The sequence below is a fragment of the Streptomyces sp. 4F14 genome (assembly GCF_048159485.1).
In the GTDB taxonomy this organism is placed as follows: Bacteria; Actinomycetota; Actinomycetes; order Streptomycetales; family Streptomycetaceae; genus Streptomyces.
The window spans coordinates 129133-145960 of sequence record NZ_JBLRVY010000021.1 but is presented as its reverse complement, the minus strand read 5'-3'; the positions used below and the strand labels follow the sequence as shown (position 1 = coordinate 145960).

At 71.6% G+C, this 16828-nt stretch carries 16 protein-coding genes; 6 read left to right on the top strand and 10 right to left on the bottom strand.

Going from position 1 to position 16828, the window contains the following annotated elements; translation table 11 throughout:
• Positions 1 to 17: 17 nt before the first annotated feature.
• Entirely contained in the window at positions 18 to 695 is a 678-nt protein-coding gene (locus ACLZOT_RS31940; RefSeq protein ID WP_055720913.1) for a response regulator transcription factor, read from the bottom strand.
• A gap of 277 nt (positions 696 to 972) precedes the next feature.
• Between ACLZOT_RS31940 and ACLZOT_RS31935 the strand changes: the two genes are divergently transcribed.
• Positions 973 to 2478 carry an oligopeptide:H+ symporter gene (locus tag ACLZOT_RS31935; protein ID WP_416972589.1) on the top strand — a complete coding sequence of 502 codons (1506 nt, stop codon included), beginning with the start codon at positions 973 to 975 and terminating at the stop codon, positions 2476 to 2478.
• Positions 2479 to 2530: 52 nt separating this feature from the next.
• On the opposite strand, the gene ACLZOT_RS31930 is transcribed toward ACLZOT_RS31935, so the two are convergent.
• The 5 genes from ACLZOT_RS31930 to ACLZOT_RS31910 all read right to left on the bottom strand — a co-directional run bounded on the left by ACLZOT_RS31930 (position 2531) and on the right by ACLZOT_RS31910 (position 6569).
• Positions 2531 to 3691 (bottom strand): hypothetical protein, encoded by a 1161-nt coding sequence (locus ACLZOT_RS31930; protein WP_416972641.1) that lies wholly within the window; start codon positions 3689 to 3691, stop codon positions 2531 to 2533.
• A 77-nt stretch (positions 3692 to 3768) separates the two neighbouring features.
• Entirely contained in the window at positions 3769 to 4800 is a 1032-nt protein-coding gene (locus ACLZOT_RS31925) for a hypothetical protein (RefSeq protein WP_416972588.1), read from the bottom strand.
• Entirely contained in the window at positions 4790 to 5425 is a 636-nt protein-coding gene (locus tag ACLZOT_RS31920; RefSeq protein WP_416972587.1) for an LPXTG cell wall anchor domain-containing protein, read from the bottom strand. Before ACLZOT_RS31920 ends, ACLZOT_RS31925 begins: the two co-directional genes overlap by 11 nt.
• Positions 5426 to 5562: 137 nt before the next feature.
• Positions 5563 to 6021, bottom strand: coding sequence for an ATP-binding protein (locus ACLZOT_RS31915; RefSeq protein WP_416972586.1), 459 nt, complete (start codon positions 6019 to 6021; stop codon positions 5563 to 5565).
• A 164-nt stretch (positions 6022 to 6185) separates the two neighbouring features.
• Positions 6186 to 6569 (bottom strand): STAS domain-containing protein, encoded by a 384-nt coding sequence (locus tag ACLZOT_RS31910; RefSeq protein WP_416972585.1) that lies wholly within the window; start codon positions 6567 to 6569, stop codon positions 6186 to 6188.
• Positions 6570 to 6839: 270 nt separating this feature from the next.
• On the opposite strand from ACLZOT_RS31910, the gene ACLZOT_RS31905 reads away from it, so the two are divergent.
• Positions 6840 to 7730, top strand: coding sequence for an RNA polymerase sigma factor SigF (locus ACLZOT_RS31905; protein ID WP_416972584.1), 891 nt, complete (start codon positions 6840 to 6842; stop codon positions 7728 to 7730).
• Between the two features lie 94 nt (positions 7731 to 7824).
• On the opposite strand, the gene hutI is transcribed toward ACLZOT_RS31905, so the two are convergent.
• From hutI to hutU, 4 genes are read right to left on the bottom strand one after another with little or no spacing between them, the layout of a single operon-like run.
• Positions 7825 to 9060, bottom strand: coding sequence for an imidazolonepropionase (gene hutI, locus ACLZOT_RS31900; RefSeq protein ID WP_416972583.1), 1236 nt, complete (start codon positions 9058 to 9060; stop codon positions 7825 to 7827).
• A gap of 23 nt (positions 9061 to 9083) precedes the next feature.
• Positions 9084 to 10415, bottom strand: a complete 1332-nt coding sequence (locus ACLZOT_RS31895; RefSeq protein WP_416972582.1) for a formimidoylglutamate deiminase — start codon at positions 10413 to 10415, stop codon at positions 9084 to 9086.
• The gene (locus ACLZOT_RS31890) at positions 10412 to 11614 is read right to left on the bottom strand and encodes an allantoate amidohydrolase (protein WP_416972640.1); all 1203 of its coding nucleotides are present in this window, start codon (positions 11612 to 11614) and stop codon (positions 10412 to 10414) included. Before ACLZOT_RS31890 ends, ACLZOT_RS31895 begins: the two co-directional genes overlap by 4 nt.
• Positions 11615 to 11658: 44 nt before the next feature.
• Entirely contained in the window at positions 11659 to 13323 is a 1665-nt protein-coding gene (hutU, locus tag ACLZOT_RS31885) for a urocanate hydratase (RefSeq protein WP_416972581.1), read from the bottom strand.
• Between the two features lie 209 nt (positions 13324 to 13532).
• On the opposite strand from hutU, the gene ACLZOT_RS31880 reads away from it, so the two are divergent.
• From ACLZOT_RS31880 to ACLZOT_RS31865, 4 genes are all read left to right on the top strand, one after another.
• Complete coding sequence (locus ACLZOT_RS31880) at positions 13533 to 14912, top strand: diaminopimelate decarboxylase (RefSeq protein WP_416972580.1); 1380 nt, start codon at positions 13533 to 13535, stop codon at positions 14910 to 14912.
• Positions 14913 to 15091: 179 nt separating this feature from the next.
• Positions 15092 to 15505, top strand: a complete 414-nt coding sequence (locus ACLZOT_RS31875) for a hypothetical protein (protein WP_416972579.1) — start codon at positions 15092 to 15094, stop codon at positions 15503 to 15505.
• An 8-nt stretch (positions 15506 to 15513) separates the two neighbouring features.
• On the top strand, positions 15514 to 16233 hold the full coding sequence (locus ACLZOT_RS31870; protein WP_416972578.1) for a transcriptional regulator: 720 nt from the start codon (positions 15514 to 15516) through the stop codon (positions 16231 to 16233).
• A 34-nt stretch (positions 16234 to 16267) separates the two neighbouring features.
• Positions 16268 to 16819, top strand: coding sequence for a roadblock/LC7 domain-containing protein (locus ACLZOT_RS31865; RefSeq protein ID WP_416972577.1), 552 nt, complete (start codon positions 16268 to 16270; stop codon positions 16817 to 16819).
• Positions 16820 to 16828 lie beyond the last annotated feature (9 nt).

Genomic DNA, 16828 nt, shown 5'->3' with positions numbered 1-16828 from the left:
CGTTACGCGCGTAGCGCTCAGCTCTTCTCGAACCGGAAGCCGACCCCGCGCACGGTGGCGATGTACCGGGGGTTCGCCGCGTCGTCGCCCAGCTTCTTGCGCAGCCACGAGATGTGCATGTCGAGGGTCTTGGTGGACGACCACCAGGTCGTGTCCCAGACCTCGCGCATCAGCTGGTCGCGGGTCACCACGCGGCCGGCGTCCCGCACGAGGACCCGCAGCAGGTCGAACTCCTTGGCGGTGAGCTGGAGTTCCTCGTCGCCCATCCACGCGCGGTGCGACTCGACGTCGATCCGCACGCCGTGCGTGGCCGGCGGCTGCGCGGGCTCGGCGGCGCCGCGCCGCAGCAGGGCCCGGACACGTGCCAGCAGTTCGGCGAGGCGGAACGGCTTGGTGACGTAGTCATCGGCACCCGCGTCGAGCCCCACGACCGTGTCGACCTCGTCCGCGCGGGCGGTGAGGATGAGGATGGGCACGGCGTGCCCCTCGGAGCGCAGCCGGCGGGCGACTTCGAGACCGTCCATGCCGGGCAGCCCGAGGTCGAGCACGACCAGGTCGATGCCGCCCTGCATCCCGGCGTCGAGCGCGGTCGGTCCGTCCTCCCGCACCTCGACCTCGTACCCTTCCCGGCGCAGGGCTCGGGCCAGCGGTTCCGAGATGGACGCGTCGTCCTCGGCTAGCAGTACACGGGTCATGAAGCTGATGGTAGTCCGCACGGGGCGGGGCCAGGGGTGTGATCGGCCTGACTGTTTCTTACCAAGGGGCAAGCGGGGGCGTTCCGGGCGTCCGGCGGGCCCCGGATCCTGGTCCAGACCTTGTGATCCATGCCTCAAACGCTTCCATTTCGCCCCCTACTCTGCCGTAGGGTGGCCAAACGCCTGTTGCACTGCGGGGACCTTCGGCGAATCAGCCGGGGGTCCTTTTTTGTGCGGAGCGATGTAAGCGACCTGTAAACAGCAGCAAGGATCCATCATGGCGTCCAGCCTGACGAAGGACTCGGCACGGCCGGTGACCCCCGGCTCGACCGGTACCTTCTTCGGCCACCCGCGCGGTCTGGCCACCCTGTTCCTGACCGAGATGTGGGAGAGGTTCTCCTACTACGGCATGCGGGCTCTGCTGCCGCTGTACCTGGTGGCGCCGGGCGGCCTGCACCTGAGCGCCGGCACGGCGACGGCGATCTACTCCGTGTACGTCTCGCTGGTGTACCTGCTCGCCCTGCCCGGCGGCTGGTTCGCGGACCGTGTGCTCGGCCCCCGCCGGACCGTCGCCGTCGCCGGCCTGATCATCATGGTCGGCCACCTGTGCCTCGCCGTCCCGGCCTCCGCCAGCTTCTACGGCGGCCTCGGCCTCGTCGCGCTCGGCTCCGGCCTGCTGAAGGCCAACATCTCGACGATGGTCGGCCACCTCTACGACGGCCCGGACGACCCGCGCCGCGACGGCGGCTTCACGATCTTCTACATCGGCATCAACATAGGCGCGTTCGCCGCGCCGCTGGTGATCGGCACGATCGGCGAGAACGTCAACTGGCACTTCGGCTTCGCGCTCGCCGCGGTCGGCATGGCGCTGGGCCTCGGCCAGTTCCTGCTGGGCACGCGCCACCTGAGCGAGCGCAGCGACGTCGTACCGACCCCGCTGTCCGCCGCCGAGAAGGCGGCCACCCTGCGCAAGGGCCTGATCTGGCTCGCGGTCGCCGCGGTCTTCTACGGCGCCGTCGGCCTCAGCGGGCACTTCACGCTGAACTGGGCGCTGATCCCGCTGACGGTCGTCGGTCTCGTCGTGCCGATCCTGGTGATCGGGCGGATCAAGCGGGACAAGGACCTCGACGCGACCGAGCAGTCGAAGATGTCCGCGTACATCTGGTTCTTCATCGCCGCCGCCGTGTTCTGGATGATCTACGACCAGGGCGGCTCCACGCTGTCGCTGTTCGCGGAGGGCAAGGCCGACAACACGGTCTTCGGCTGGGAGTTCCCCGTCTCCTGGTACCAGTCGGTCAACCCGGTCATGATCATGGCGCTGGCGCCGGTCTTCGCCTGGCTGTGGCTGTGGCTGAACCGGCGCGGGCAGGAGCCGAGCACGATCGTGAAGTTCGCGGCCGGTCTGGTGCTGATCGGCGCCTCGTTCTTCCTGTTCCTGGCGCCGCTGTCGATCGCCGAGGGCGGGCACAAGGCCGCCGCGCTGTGGATCGCCGGGATCTACTTCGTCCAGACGCTGGGCGAGCTGACGCTCTCGCCGGTCGGCCTCTCCGTCACCACGAAGATGGCCCCCGCCAAGTACGCGTCCCAGATGATGGGCGTCTGGTTCCTCGCCGTGACGGCCGGCGACTCCGTGACGGCGCTGCTGTCCAACCCCGCCGTCGGCGGGGTCGACCTGGACAGGATGGGCTTCGTCGCTCTGGAGGCCGTCCTCGCGGTGATCGCGGGTGGCGCGGTGTGGATGTACCGCAAGCGCGTCAACTCCCTGATGGGCAACGTCAACTGACGCCTCTGTGAGTCAAGAGGGCCGGCCCGGACGGGTCGGCCCTCCTCCGCGTCTACCGCGTCCTCCGCTTCGGCAGGAACGTGAACACCGCCCCGCCCAGCAGGATCGCCGTCCCCGCCACCAGCCCCAGCGCCTTCAGCGCGCCGTGCTCCCGGGACCCCGTGTCCGCGAGGCCGCCGGTGCTGCTGGAGCCCCCGCTCGTGGAGGTGCCTCCGGAGGCGCCGCCCTCCTGTTTCTCGGTCTTCAGCGTGAGGGAGACCAGGCTCTGGTCCGGCGTGCAGGTGGTCTTCGTGCCGAGCGCCTCGATGAGCAACACCCCTGGCGCGAGGGTCGATTCACCGGTCGCGCCGGGTTTGTAGGTGCCCTTCAGGTCGGGGATCTCGATGGGGTCGCCGGTCTTGATCGCGGCGGCGTTCAGCGCGCCTTCGACATGGACGGTTCCGGAGTCGGCGCCGCCGAGCTTGACGTCCATGGACGGTTTGACCGACCCGGCCGGAATGTCGGCGGGCGAGTTCATCACCGATTTCTTGAACTGGACGACGAGGTCGTAACTCCCGCCGTTCTTCTTGGCGTTGATCTGGACGGGCGAGGTCGCCTTCTTCTCACCGAGGGGCGACTGACAGGTGTAGGGCACCTCGACGACCTTGCCGGTGAAGTCGGTGGGTTCGGGAGAGGAGGAGGACGTGGTGGGCGTCGGGGTGGGCGTCGGGGTGGGGGTGGGAGTCCCCGTCGAGGTGGGCGTACCCGTCGATGTGGGCGTACCCGTCGCCGCCGTCACCGTGATCGTCGCCGCCGGCGACACCGTCTGCGTCGGCGCGCAGTTCGTGTTCGTCCCCATCGCGTTGACGACGTACGCGTCCGGCGTCAGCTTCACCTCCCCCGCCGCCGTCAGTTTCACCGTCCCCTTCATGTCCGCGAGGACCATCGCCCCGCCCTTGGGGATCGCCGGGTTCTCGCGCGGCCCGCTCAGCGCGATGTCCCCGCTCTGCGCCCCGGACGCCTTCAACGTCCCCGACGGCTGTACGGAGTTGGCGGGGAGGTCGATGATGTCGGGGTTCTTCGACGCGGCCTGGACGAACTTCCAGACGACGTCGACGGTGTCCCCGACCTTCGCGGTGGCCGGCGCGGTGATCTGCACCTTGGTGGTCCCGTCGACGGGCGGGATCCCGGCCGGGGGGACGCAGTGGGTGGTGTACGACACCTCGGCGGCCATGGCGGGCAGGGCCGTGAGCCCGAGCAGGGCACTCGTCCCGACCGCGACCACGGCGACGGCCGCTCTCCTGGTGGCTCTCACGTCATGCCCTTCCTGCTGGGGGTCGTTCGGTCGTCGTGCGGTGCGGAGAGGCGGCCCTGGGTGTCCGGGGAGAACCACGGCAGGGTCGGGCTCGTGATGGTGGCTGGAGGCGGCTCCGGCCTGTGGATACGTCCGCGCAGGCGCCCTATGGCACTCCGGCGCCGGTGGGGTCGCGGGCGGACCTTGTCGACGATCGCCATGCCGATGCGGAACAGCGCCGAGGGGACGACGATCGCGGCGAGCGCCCAGAAGAGGACGACGCCCCAGGGCCGGCCCACGTCCCAGGGCCGGTCGGCGAGGACCTTGCCGCCGTAGCGCAGGGAGACCGTGTAGTCGCCGTGCGCGCCGCCGGCCAGCTCGAACGGCAGCTCCAGGCGGGCGCGTTGGCCTGGGGCGAGGGTGCCGTCCCACTGGTGGTCGTCCCACTGGGGTGCGAACACGCCGTGGGCGGTGCCGACTTGGAAGACCGGGTTGCGGACAGGGGTCGTACCGGCGTTCCCGACCGTCACGACGAGCTTGCGGCCGGGAGGCGCCCCGAACCAGGTCAACAAGCCACTGGAACCCTTCAATTGAGGGTCCATCAGGACACGCAGGGCGCCGGTCGACGACTCCCGCGGCAGCGGCTTCTCCTCGTGCCCCGCGACCTTCAGTACGGCGTCGGCCTGGGCCTTCTGCCCGGTGGCCGTCGCGACGTGCACGACACACGGGCACGGCACCGGCGGTTCCGCGACCGGGAGTTGACGGCTGAACCGCCCCCGCGCATCGGTCGTCACGGCCCGACCGTCCGCGTTGGCACAGGAGTTGGTGCCGCCCAGCACACCCCGGTCGGGGCTCGCCTGGCCGCACAGCAGCAGCGTGAGCAGCGTCTTCGCCGGCCAGCCCGCACCGCTGACGGCGATCGAACTGCCCTTGCCCGCCTCCGACTTGCCGAGCTGCACCGTCGGCCCGGGAGCAGCGCCGGCCACCCCCGGCACCGTCAGGCACAGCGCGAGGGCGGCGAGCAGCGCAACAACTCTCCTAACGAGCACGGCGCGTCAGCCACAGGGCGCCCGCGGCGCCGGTCAGCAGGATCGTCCCGCCGAGCGTGCCGAGCGCGACGAAGGAGTCCTCGGGGCCGGTCTGCGGGAGTTCTTCGGGCGCCGAGGAGTCCGCCGTGACGTCCAACGTCAGTGCCGGGCCGGGTGAGTTGGTGGGCGTGCACGTCGTCGTCGTACCGAGCGCGATGATCGTCAGCACGCCGGGGGTGAACGTGACCTTCCCGGACGCCTTGGGGGTGTACGTCCCGCTCAAGTCGCTGATCTTTATGGGGGTGTTGGCCGGGATCGCGGCCGCGTTGGCGGCTCCGGTGACGGTGAGGGTGCCGCTGTCCGCGCCGCCCAGCTTGACGGTGGCCCGCGGCTTCATCGCGCCGGCCCCCAGCTCGACGGGGCTGGACGAGACGCCCTTCTGCCACGACATGGTGATGCGGTAACCGCTCCCGCTCTTCACGCCCTTGATGTCGATCGGCGAGACGGCGCTCTTGTCCCCGATCGGCGTCTTGCAGGCGTAGTTGACGTCGACGACGGCGGCCGAGGCGACCGGCGCGACACCGAGCACCCCCACCCCGGCCAGGACCGCGCCCGACGCGAGCACGACACGCTTCCGCTTGGCCACGATCCTTCACCCCTGACGCCTCATCAGATTCGGTGCGTCAAGGTACGCCGGGTGAGGTGAGGAAGGAAGGGAAAGGACGGGCTAGCCCTCAATGACCGGGCAGGAGCCCCCCGATGACCGGGCCGGAGCCCCAATGGCTAGGCGGGTGCCCCCAGTTCGGCCCACACCGTCTTGCCGCCCACCCCCTGCGCCCGCACAACCCCCCAGTCCAGGCACAGCCGCTGCACGATGAACATCCCGTGCCCGCCCGGCCGCCCGGCCCGATGCGGGGTGCGCGGCGCCGGCTGCCCCGTCCCCCGGTCCACGACCTCCACCCGGATCACCTTGTTGTCGCAGGAGATCCGGATCTCCTCCGGCCCCCCCGCGTGCAGGCACGCGTTCGTGACCAGCTCCGACACGACGAGCAGCACGTCCTCCGCCGCCGCGCGGCGGTCCGCGCCGGACGCCGGGAGCCAGCCCCACGCGTACAGCGCCTGCCGGGCGAAGTCGCGGGCGAGCGGGACGACCCCGCTCGCGCCGTCGAGTCGCAACCGCCGGACACCCTCGCCGGACGGCTCACCGCCGGACGGCACAGGCACAGGGGGCCGGGTGGTCATCAGCGCTTCACCTCACCAGTTTGACCGGTTCCAGAGGCACCAGGTCGTTCTCAGGGCCGACGGCGCCCGCTCCCGCGCGGGCTCGTACACACGTGCCGCCGACATGTTCACGAAGTCTCCTGCCCGGCGCGGCGTACGGAACACACCCCGGCGGGCGGGCAGTCTCAGCCGTCGGCGTCGGGGCCCGGCAGCGCGTCGGCGACCGTGGCGTGAACGGTGAAGACGGCCTCCGCGCCGGTGATCTCGAAGACCCGGGCGACGACCGGCAGCATTCCGGCGAGATGGACGCCACCCCCGGCGGCCTCCGCCTTGAGACGGGCGCCGAGCAGCACGTTCAGCCCGGTGGAGTCGCAGAACTCCAGCCGCGAGCAGTCGATGACGAGACGGCTGAAACCCTTCGCCAGACACGCGTCCAGCGGCTCGCGCAGCAGCTCCGCGGTGTGGTGATCGAGCTCACCCGCGGGGGTCACGACCGCGCTGGAGCCCTCTTCCCGCACCTCCACCAGCAGCCGGCCCGACTGTGCGCTGCCGACCGTCCCGTGGTCCATGCCGTCTTCTCTCCCGAGGTCGTCGCCGTGTACCGATGCCCTCGAACACTACGCCCTGCGCACCGGCTCCGAACAGCCGAACAACCGCACGGAGCTTGACAAATGGGGCGAATCGGACTTGCGGTCGGGTCGGGGAAGCAGGTAGGGCTAGTAGAAGCCCCTTTCCTGGGGACTCGACCGGACGGCCTCGGAGGCGCCGCACACCGCAGTCCACACGCACTGGCTTCGGCAGCCATTCGCCACACTCTGCCGAGAACGATGGAGGACGACATGTCACCCCGGCTCGACGCATCCCGGCCCCCGACGGCGGCGTCGACACCCCCACCGGAACAGCTTGATCCCCACGATCTTGATCCCCTCGCGGATCTTCCCGAGATCCCGCCCTACGAAGAGATCGGCGCGGTCGACGCCCGCGCGCTGTCCAAGACGCTCTTCACCCGGCTCGAATCCCTCGAAGAGGGCACCCACGAGCACGCGTACGTCCGCAACACCCTCGTCGAACTCAACCTCGCGCTCGTCAAGTTCGCCGCCGCGCGGTTCCGTTCGCGCAGCGAGCCGATGGAGGACATCGTCCAGGTCGGCACGATCGGGCTCATCAAGGCCATCGACCGGTTCGAGCTGAGCCGGGGCGTCGAGTTCCCCACCTTCGCGATGCCGACCATCGTCGGTGAGATCAAGCGGTTCTTCCGGGACACCTCCTGGTCCGTGCGTGTGCCTCGCCGGCTTCAGGAGCTGCGGCTCGAACTCGCCAAGGCGGGCGACGAGTTGTCCCAGCGCCTTGACCGCGCGCCGACGGTTGCGGAGTTGGCCGCGCGTCTTGGCATCTCCTCCGACGAAGTCGTCGAGGGGATGGCCGCGTCCAATGCGTACACCGCCTCCTCCCTCGATGCTCAGCCCGATGAGGACGAGACCGAGGGCGCGCTCGCCGATCGGATCGGGTACGAGGATCACGGGCTCGAAGGGATCGAGTACGTCGAGTCGTTGAAGCCCCTCATCGCCGAACTCCCGGCCCGGGAACGGCGGATCCTGTCACTACGCTTCGTCGCCGGGCTCACGCAGTCGGAGATCGGGGAGGAGTTGGGGATCTCGCAGATGCATGTGTCGCGGTTGCTGGCGAGGACGTTGGTGCGGTTGCGGAAGGGGTTGACCGTCGAGGAGTAGGGGGTGCCGCACCAGGTGAATTGCCGGGTGCGGCGCCGTCGTGGTTGTTCGCGCCCACGCGGCGGTAGCCGCAAATCGATACAGCCCCGCGCCCCTAAAGGACCTGAAGTCGCCCGCGTTTCCAGACTTCTGTCACCAGCGGTACCCCAGGGCGGTACGCCAAGTGCACGTGGCTCGGGGCGTTCAGGAGGATCAGGTCCGCCTGAGCGCCCGGCGTCACCCTGCCGATGTCCGTCCTTCTCAGTGCCGCCGCTCCCCCCGCCGTCGCCGACCACACCGCCTCGTCCGGGGTCATCCCCATGTCCCGTACCGCCAGGGCGATGCAGAACGGGACCGATGACGTGTACGAGGAGCCGGGGTTGCAGTCGGTCGAGAGGGCGACGGTGACGCCCGCGTCCAACAGGCGTCGCGCGTCCGGCCATTGGGCTCGCGTCGAGAACTCCGCGCCCGGCAACAACGTCGCGACCGTGTCACCGTTCGCCAGGGCGTCGACGTCCGCGTCCGTGAGGTGCGTGCAGTGGTCGGCGCTGGCCGCGTCGAGTTCCACGGCGAGTTGGACGCCCGGTCCGTACGTGAGCTGGTTCGCGTGGACGCGGGGGTGGAGGCCCTTCTCCTTGCCCGCCTTCAGGATCGCGCGTGCCTGGTCGCCGTCGAACGCGCCCTTCTCGCAGAAGACGTCGACCCAACGGGCGTACGGGGCGCAGGCGTCGAGCATCTCGCCGGTGACGAGGGCGACGTACGCGGCGGGGTCGTCGGCGTGGTCCGGGGAGACGATGTGGGCGCCGAGGTAGGTGACCTCGTCGGTGTGGCTGGCGGCGATGCGCAGGGCGCGGGACTCGTCGGCGACCGTCAGGCCGTAGCCGGACTTGGTCTCCATGGTCGTCGTGCCCTGGCGGAGGGCTTCGGCGAGGTGGCGGGTGAGGTTGGCCTCCAGTGCCTCGTCGGTGGCGGCGCGGGTCGCGGCGACCGTCGTGCGGATGCCGCCGGCGGTGTAGGGGCGGCCTGACATGCGCGCGTTGAACTCGGCAGTGCGGTCGCCCGCGAAGACGAGGTGGGAGTGGGAGTCGACGAAGCCGGGGAGGACGGCCCGGCCACCTGCGTCGACCCGATTGTCAGTGGCGGGTGCTTTGCTGGATTCACCGGTCCACACGATGCGGTCGCCGTCGATGACGACGGCCGCGTCCTGGATCAGTCCGAGTGGGGAGTTGTCGCCCAGGGAGGGGTCGTTGGTGACGAGAGTGCCGATGTTCGTGATGACGGTCGTCGTACCGGTCGTGCTGTTCGCCTGGTTCGGCCCGATGGGGCTGCTCGGCGTGGTGGGGGCGTTCATGGCGTCCTCGTGGGTTGCGAAGGTCAGGAGCGCAGATCGGCGACGGCCGCCGCGAGGGCTCGCGGGGCGTCCGGTACGGCCTGGTGGACCCCGTCCCGTACGACGTGCCGGCCGCCCACGACCGTATGGCGGACATCTGCCGCCGACGCGGCGAATACAGCCGTCTCCGCGCCCAGCCGCGGCAGCGGGCCCGCGGTTCTGACGGAGTCGAGGGCGATCGTCGTGAAGTCCGCGAGGGAGCCGGGGGCGAGGGTGCCGGCGTCGTCCCAGCCGAGCGCGGCGTGGCCGTCGGCCGAGGCCGCCCACAGGAGGGCCGCCGCCGTCCAGTGGCCCCGGGTGCGGGTGCGCAGGCGCTCGTTCAGCTCCATCGCGCGGGCCTCCTCGAACAGGTCGATGACGGCGTGGCTGTCGGAGCCGAGGGAGAGCGGGGAGCCCGCCCGCTGGAGGGCGACGGCGGGGCCGATGCCGTCGGCCAGGTCGCGTTCCGTCGTCGGGCACATGCAGGTGCCGGTGCCGGAACCGCCGATCAGGGCGATGTCCCCGTCCGTGAGGTGGGTGTTGTGGACGCCGGTGGTGCGGGCGCCGAGGACGCCGTGGTCGGCGAGGAGCTGGGTGGGCGTGCGGTCGTGGGCGGCCCGGCAGGCGTCGTTCTCGGCGGTCTGCTCGGAGAGGTGGATGTGGAGGGGGGCGCGGCGGTCCCGGGCCCAGGCGGCGACGGTCGCGAGCTGGTCCGCGGGGACGGCCCGTACGGAGTGGATGGCCGCGCCGATCCGGGCGTGATCTCGTTCCTTGAGTTCTGAACAGCGTGTCGCCCAGCTCTCCGCGTCGCCGTCGGAGAAGCGGCGCTGGTGCCGGTTCGGGGGCTCTCCGAAGCCCGCCGACAGGTAGCAGGCGTCCAGGAGCGTGATCCTGATCCCGGCGTCCGCCGCCGCCTGGATCAGGGCCTCGCCCATCGCGTTGCGGTCGGCGTAGGGGGTGCCGTCCGGGGTGTGGTGGACGTAGTGGAACTCGCCGACCGTGGTGATCCCGGCGAGCGCCATCTCCGCGTACACGGCCCGCGCGAGCGCGTGGTACTTCTCCGGGGTGAGCCGGTCCGCGACGCCGTACATCACCTCGCGCCAGGTCCAGAACGTCCCGGACCCGACCTGGACCGTGCCGCGCAGGGCCCGGTGGAAGGCGTGGCTGTGCGCGTTCGCCAGGCCGGGCAGGGTCAGGCCCCGCAGGACCTCCGCGCCCGGGGGCGGGGCCTCGACGCCCTTGCGGACGGCGGTGATCCTGCCGTCGGTGACCTCCAGGGCCACGCCCGGTTCCACCACCGGCTCCAGCCAGGCGTGCTCCAGCCAGTACGTCGTCATGCGCGGGCCAGTCCTTCCAGTACGTCGGCGAGCGCCCGCACCCCGGCCACGCAGTCGTCCTCCGTCGCGGACTCCGCCGGGGAGTGCGAGATGCCCGTGGGGTTGCGCACGAACAGCATGGCGGTCGGGATACGTCCCGACAGGATCCCGGCGTCGTGTCCCGCGCCGGTGCCGAGGACGGGGACCGTGAGGCCGGTGTCCTTGCCGAGGATGCGGGCCAGCTCGTCCCTGAGCGCGTGGTCGAACTCCACGACCGGGGTGAACGACTCGCGGACGACGTCCAGTTCGACGCCGTGTTCCTGCGCGTACGTGTGCGCGGCCTTCTCGATGCCGGCGATCACCGTGTCCAGCGTCTCCTGCTCCGCCGCCCGCGAGTCCAGCCAGCCCCGCACCAGCGAGGGGATCGCGTTGACCCCGTTCGGCTCCACGGAGATCTTCCCGAACGTGGCGACGGCTCCGGCGAGACGTGCCTCGCGGCGGGCGGCGAGCACGGTTTCCGCGTACGACAGCATCGGGTCGCGCCGGTCCACGAGGCGGGTCGTCCCCGCGTGGTTGGCCTCGCCCCGGAAGTCGAACCGCCAGCGCCCGTGCGGCCAGATCGCGCTGGCGATGCCGACCTGGTCGCCGGAGAGGTCCAGTGCCCGCCCCTGCTCGACGTGCAGTTCGACGAAGGCGCCGATCCGGTCGAGCCGCTCGTCGTCACCGCCGATGCCGTCGGGGTCGTACCCGGCGGCCTCCATCGCCTTCGGGAGGCTGATCCCGTCGCCGTCGGTGAGCCGGTGGGCCTGCGCGAGGGTCAGCTGCCCCGAGGTGAGCCGCGACCCGACACAGGCGAGCCCGAACCGGGCGCCCTCCTCGTCGCCGAAGTTCACGATGCCGAGCGGCCTGCCGAACTCGACGCCCCGCGCGCGCAGTTCATCGAGCGCGGCGAAGGAGGACACGACCCCGAGGGGCCCGTCGAAGGCACCCCCGTCGGGAACGGAGTCGAGATGCGACCCGGTCACGACGGCGTCCCCGGCCGCGGGATCCCCGAGCCAGGCCCACTGGTTCCCGTTCCGGTCGACCTCGTACGCCAGCCCCCGCAGTTCCGCCTGCTCCCTGAACCAGACCCGGCAGTCGGCGTCGGCGGAGGTCCAGGCGAACCGCCGGTAGCCGTGGGAGCCGGGGTGGCGGCCGATGGGCTGGAGCTGACGCCACATCTCCTGGAAGGAAGGGGGAGTCGCGGACCTCGGCAGCACAGCCCTCACGCGTCCCCGCCTTCGCGCATCGGGATGCGTACCCCGCGCTCGTCCGCCACCGACTCCGCGATGTCGTAGCCCGCGTCCACGTGTCGGATCACGCCCATGCCGGGGTCGTTCGTCAGGACGCGGCGGATCTTCTCGCCGGCGAGCGGTGTGCCGTCGGCGACCGTGACCTGGCCCGCGTGGATGGAGCGGCCCATGCCGACGCCGCCGCCGTGGTGGAGGGAGACCCAGGAGGCGCCGGAGGCGACGTTGACCATCGCGTTGAGGATCGGCCAGTCGGCGATGGCGTCGGAGCCGTCGAGCATGGCCTCGGTCTCGCGGTACGGGGAGGCCACCGAGCCGGAGTCGAGGTGGTCGCGGCCGATGGCGAGGGGTGCGGCCAGTTCGCCGCTGGCGACCATGTCGTTGAAGCGCTCGCCGGCCTTGTCGCGTTCGCCGTAGCCCAGCCAGCAGATGCGGGCGGGGAGTCCCTGGAAGTGGACGCGTTCACCGGCCATCTTGATCCAGCGGGCCAGCGACTCGTTCTCCGGGAAGAGGTCCAGGATCGCCTTGTCGGTCTTCGCGATGTCGGACGCCTCGCCGGAGAGCGCGGCCCAGCGGAACGGGCCCTTGCCTTCGGAGAAGAGGGGACGGATGTACGCGGGGACGAACCCGGGGAACGCGAACGCCCGCTCGTAGCCCGCGAGTTGCGCCTCGCCCCGGATGGAGTTGCCGTAGTCGAAGACCTCGGCGCCGGCGTCCATGAAGCCGACCATCGCCTCGACGTGCCGGGCCATCGACTCGCGCGCCCGGGTCGTGAAACCGGCCGGGTCCTTCGCGGCGCAGGAGGCCATGTCGTCGAAGTCGACGCCGACCGGGAGGTAGGCGAGCGGGTCGTGCGCGGAGGTCTGGTCGGTGACGATGTCGATCGGGGCGCCCTCGGCGAGCATCCGCGGCAGCAGCTCGGCCGCGTTGCCCAGCAGGCCGATGGAGAGCGGGCGCCGGGCGTCGCGGGCCTCGACGGCGAGCTGGAGGGCGTGCTCCAGGGAGTCGGCCTTCACGTCGAGGTACCGGTGCTCGATCCGGCGCTCGATGGCACGCGGGTCGACGTCGATACAGATCGCGACACCGTCGTTCATGGTGACGGCGAGCGGCTGGGCGCCACCCATCCCACCGAGCCCGGCGGTGAGGGTGATCGTCCCGGCGAGGGTGCCGCCAAACTTCTTCGCGGCGACGGCGGCGAACGTCTCGTACGTGCCCTGGAGGATCCCCTGCGTGCCGATGTAGATCCAGGACCCGGCGGTCATCTGGCCGTACATGGTCAGCCCGAGCGCCTCTAGGCGGCGGAACTCCTCCCAGTTCGCCCAGTCGCCGACGAGGTTGGAGTTGGCGATGAGGACGCGCGGCGCCCACTCGTGGGTCTGCATGACGCCGACGGGCCGCCCGGACTGGACGAGCATGGTCTCGTCCTGCTTGAGGGTGCGCAGCGTGCGGACCATCGCGTCGAAGGAGCGCCAGTCGCGCGCGGCCTTGCCGGTGCCGCCGTAGACGACGAGCTTGTCGGGGTGTTCGGCGACCTCGGGGTCCAGGTTGTTCTGGAGCATCCGCAGGGCGGCCTCCTGCTGCCAGCCCAGGGTGTTCAGTCCGGTTCCGCGGGGGGCTCGAACGGGCCGGGGTCCTGACATGGGCTGCCTCCTGGGGGCACGTCATCGATATTCCGGTTCTATTCACATCCTGGCTAGCTGAATAGAACTAGTCAATAGCGCGGGGAACCGACACGCGCGCCGTACGGGTGTTTGGCTGGAAGAAGGAGCACACCGGCGCCCGCGTCGGGGCATGCTCCGGCCGACGGAGACGGCAGTACCGGCAGCGGACCACCTCGACGGGGGCTGATGTGAGGCAGGCGGCAGACAGGCAGGCGGCGGACGACGGACGAGCGGCCCGCCGGGACGACGCGGTCCGCGCGGCGGTGGAGCAGGGCCTGCTGGGCCCGGACACCCCGGTCGTGGGCCTCCTGGACGTCACCGGGATCGAGGAGTCGGCGGCGGAGCTGACGGCCGCGTTCGAGGACGTCGTAGCCCCCGGCACCCCCGTCCTGCACGCCTTCGCGGTCAAGGCCACCCCTCTGGTGCCGGTCCTGCGCCTGCTCCGCGCGGCAGGCATCGGCGCCGAGGTCGCGAGCCCCGGCGAACTCGCCCTCGCGCGCGCGGCGGGGTTCACCCCGGAGACGACCGTACTGGACTCCCCCGCGAAGACCCCGGCGGAACTGCGCGAGGCGCTCGCCCTCGGCATCGCGGTGAACGCGGACAACCCGCAGGAGCTGGCCCGCATCGACGCGCTCGTCCAGCGGACGCCGAGCGCCTCCCCCCTCGGCCTGCGCGTGAACCCGCAGGTCGGCGGCGGCACCATCGAGTCCACGTCGACCGCGACCCCCACCTCGAAGTTCGGCGTCGCCCTCAGGGACGAGGGCGCCCGCGAGTGGGTGATCGGCGCGTACGCGGAACGCCCCTGGCTGACCCGCCTGCACGCGCACACCGGCTCGCAGGGCGTCCCGCTGACCCTGATGGCGCGCGGCGTGGCGGAGGCGTACGCGCTGGCCGAGGAGATCAACCGGCGGATCGGCCGCCGCCAGATCGACACCGTGGACCTCGGCGGCGGCCTGCCGGTGAACTACGCCTCGGAGGAGACCGCGCCGACGTACGCGCAGTACGCCCGCCTCCTGAAGGAGGCCGTGCCGGGCCTGTTCGACGGCCGCTACGGGCTGGTCACCGAGTTCGGCCGCTCACTGCTGGCGAAGCAGGGCACGGTCGTGGCGCGCGTGGAGTACGCCAAGAGCGCGGGCGGCCGGCGCATCGCGGTGACGCACGCGGGCGTCCAGGTGGCGGCCCGGACCGTGTACATGCCGGGCGCGTGGCCGCTGCGGATCGCGGCGTACGACGGGAAGGGCCGCGTCAAGGGCGGCCCCGAGGTCGTGCAGGACGTCGCCGGGCCGGCCTGCTTCTCGGGTGACCTGCTGGCGCGCGGGCGTGCGCTGCCACTGCTCGAACAGGGCGACTACGCGGCCGCGCTGGACACGGGCGCGTACTACTTCGCCCACCACTACGCGTACAACTCCCTCCCCCGGCCCGCCGTTTACGGGTACGCGCCCGGCGTGGACGGCCGGATCGGGTTCGCGCTCGTGCGGGCCGCCCAGACGACGGCGGAGATCCTGGCCGAGTCCGGAGGGGCGTACGCCGACGCGCTCACCACCCTGAGCGCGCCCGAGCGCCCTTGACGCACACCCTCGGCCTGGGCGTTCGATAAGCACGAAAACCAGGCAAACTCGCCCACTGTAGCTTGCCGTTGGCATTTTCACGGGGAAAATGCCAAACCCCTCACCCGTCGCACACACGGTCTGTAGCGTCTCTCTCACTCAGCCGTACCGAGCCGTATCAAGGCGGGAGGGGAGACGCGGTGCCCGGAATCGACGAATGTCTGCTGGAGGCCATGCGCCTGCCCGGAGCCCGGGGCGCCGCCCTGGTCGACTGGACCAGCGGGCTCGCCCTGGGGTCCGTCGGGGAGTTCCCCGGCGGCGACCCCGAGGCGGCGGCCACCGAGGCGGCCGAGGTCGCCCGACTGGCCGCCGAACAACGGGCGTTCGCCCCGGAAGCCCCAGAAGCCCCAGAAGCCGACGACGGGACCGCCGGCGGCCTCCCCGTCGAGGACCTGATCGTCAGCAACCGCGACAGCTACCACCTCCTGCGCTTCGTCCGCACCGACTTCGACAGCAGCGTCTTCCTGCACGTCTGGCTCGGCCGCCGCGACGGCAACCTCGCGCTCGCCCGGATCCGGCTCGAAGAGATGGCCGGGAAGCTGGTGCTGGGGTGATGGCCGTCATGGCAGCGCTCCCCGTCCGCGAGCACGTGACCGGCGAGGTGGCCCCGCTCCTCGCCCGGCTCGCGGCCGAGGAGGCGAGCGGGGTGCTGGCCAGGGAGAGCGGCGCCCTGCACCTGGTCCGGGGGCGGGTGGTGTACGCCGAGAGCGTGTCGGCGCCGGGCCCCCAGGCCCTGCTGAAGACCCACGACAACCTCGAACTCCTCGTCGAGGAAGGCCGGTTACCGCGCGGCGCCGCGGAACTCGCCCTCCTGGGCGCCCTCTTCGACGCCGCCTACTTCACCCTCACCCCCGCCGACGCCCCCGCCCGCTTCCGCTACGACGACACCGGCCACGACCCCGAAGTCACCGTCGACGCCGCCCTCCTGGAGCGCGAGACACTCCGCCGCCGGGCCCTCCTGCACCGGGCCTGGCCGGACGCCCGCACGGACGACGCCCCCCTGCACCGCACCGGCTCCCGCCCCCCGCCCCCCTGGCTCCCCGCGCGCCGCCGAGCCGTCCTCGCCGAGATCGACGGCGAACGCACCGCCACCGCCATCGCCCACCGCCTCGGCCGGCGGACCTACCCCACCCTGCTCGACGTACGACGGCTGACGGCGGCCGGACTGGTGACGGCGAGACAGCCGCCGGGCCCAACAGCCTTGCCGGTCAAGGACGTTCCCGCCGACGACCCCCAACTCACCCTGCTGAAAAGGCTCAGAGATGCGCTGGAGGCCCTTTGAGCGGCAGCGACCGCGAGCCGAGAGGAGCGATGTGATGGCCGACGAGGCCGAGATACTCGACGAGTTGAGACGGCTGAGGGCTTCGGTGCCGCAGCTCACGGGGGCGCTCGCGGCGAGTGTCGACGGGCTGGTGCTCGCCGCGGACACGCCCGGGGTGGAACCCGAGGGGGTCGCCGCGCTGACCGCGGCCGCGCTCGGGGTCGCCGTCCGGCTCGCCGACGCCACCGGGCAGGGGGAGTTGCGCGAGCTGCTCGTGCGGGGGGTGTACGGGTACGTCGCCACGTACGCCGCCGGCGAGTCCGCCGTGCTCACGCTGCTCGCCCAGGACCGGGTGAACGTCGGGCGGCTGCACCTCGAAGGGCGCCGGACCGCCGCGCGGATCGGGGAGTCGGTCGACGCGGCGGCCCAGGAGAACGCCGCCGCCGCGAAGGAAGCCGCCGCCGCGAGACGCAAGACGGGGGTCACAGCCAGTGCCGCGAAGAAGAACGAGAGCACGCCTCTCCCCAAGCTCCCCCCACTCCCCCCACTGCCCGCCAGACCGGCGCGCGCCCCCACCGACAACACGCGTGCCGCCACCGAGAGTTGAAAGGAACCC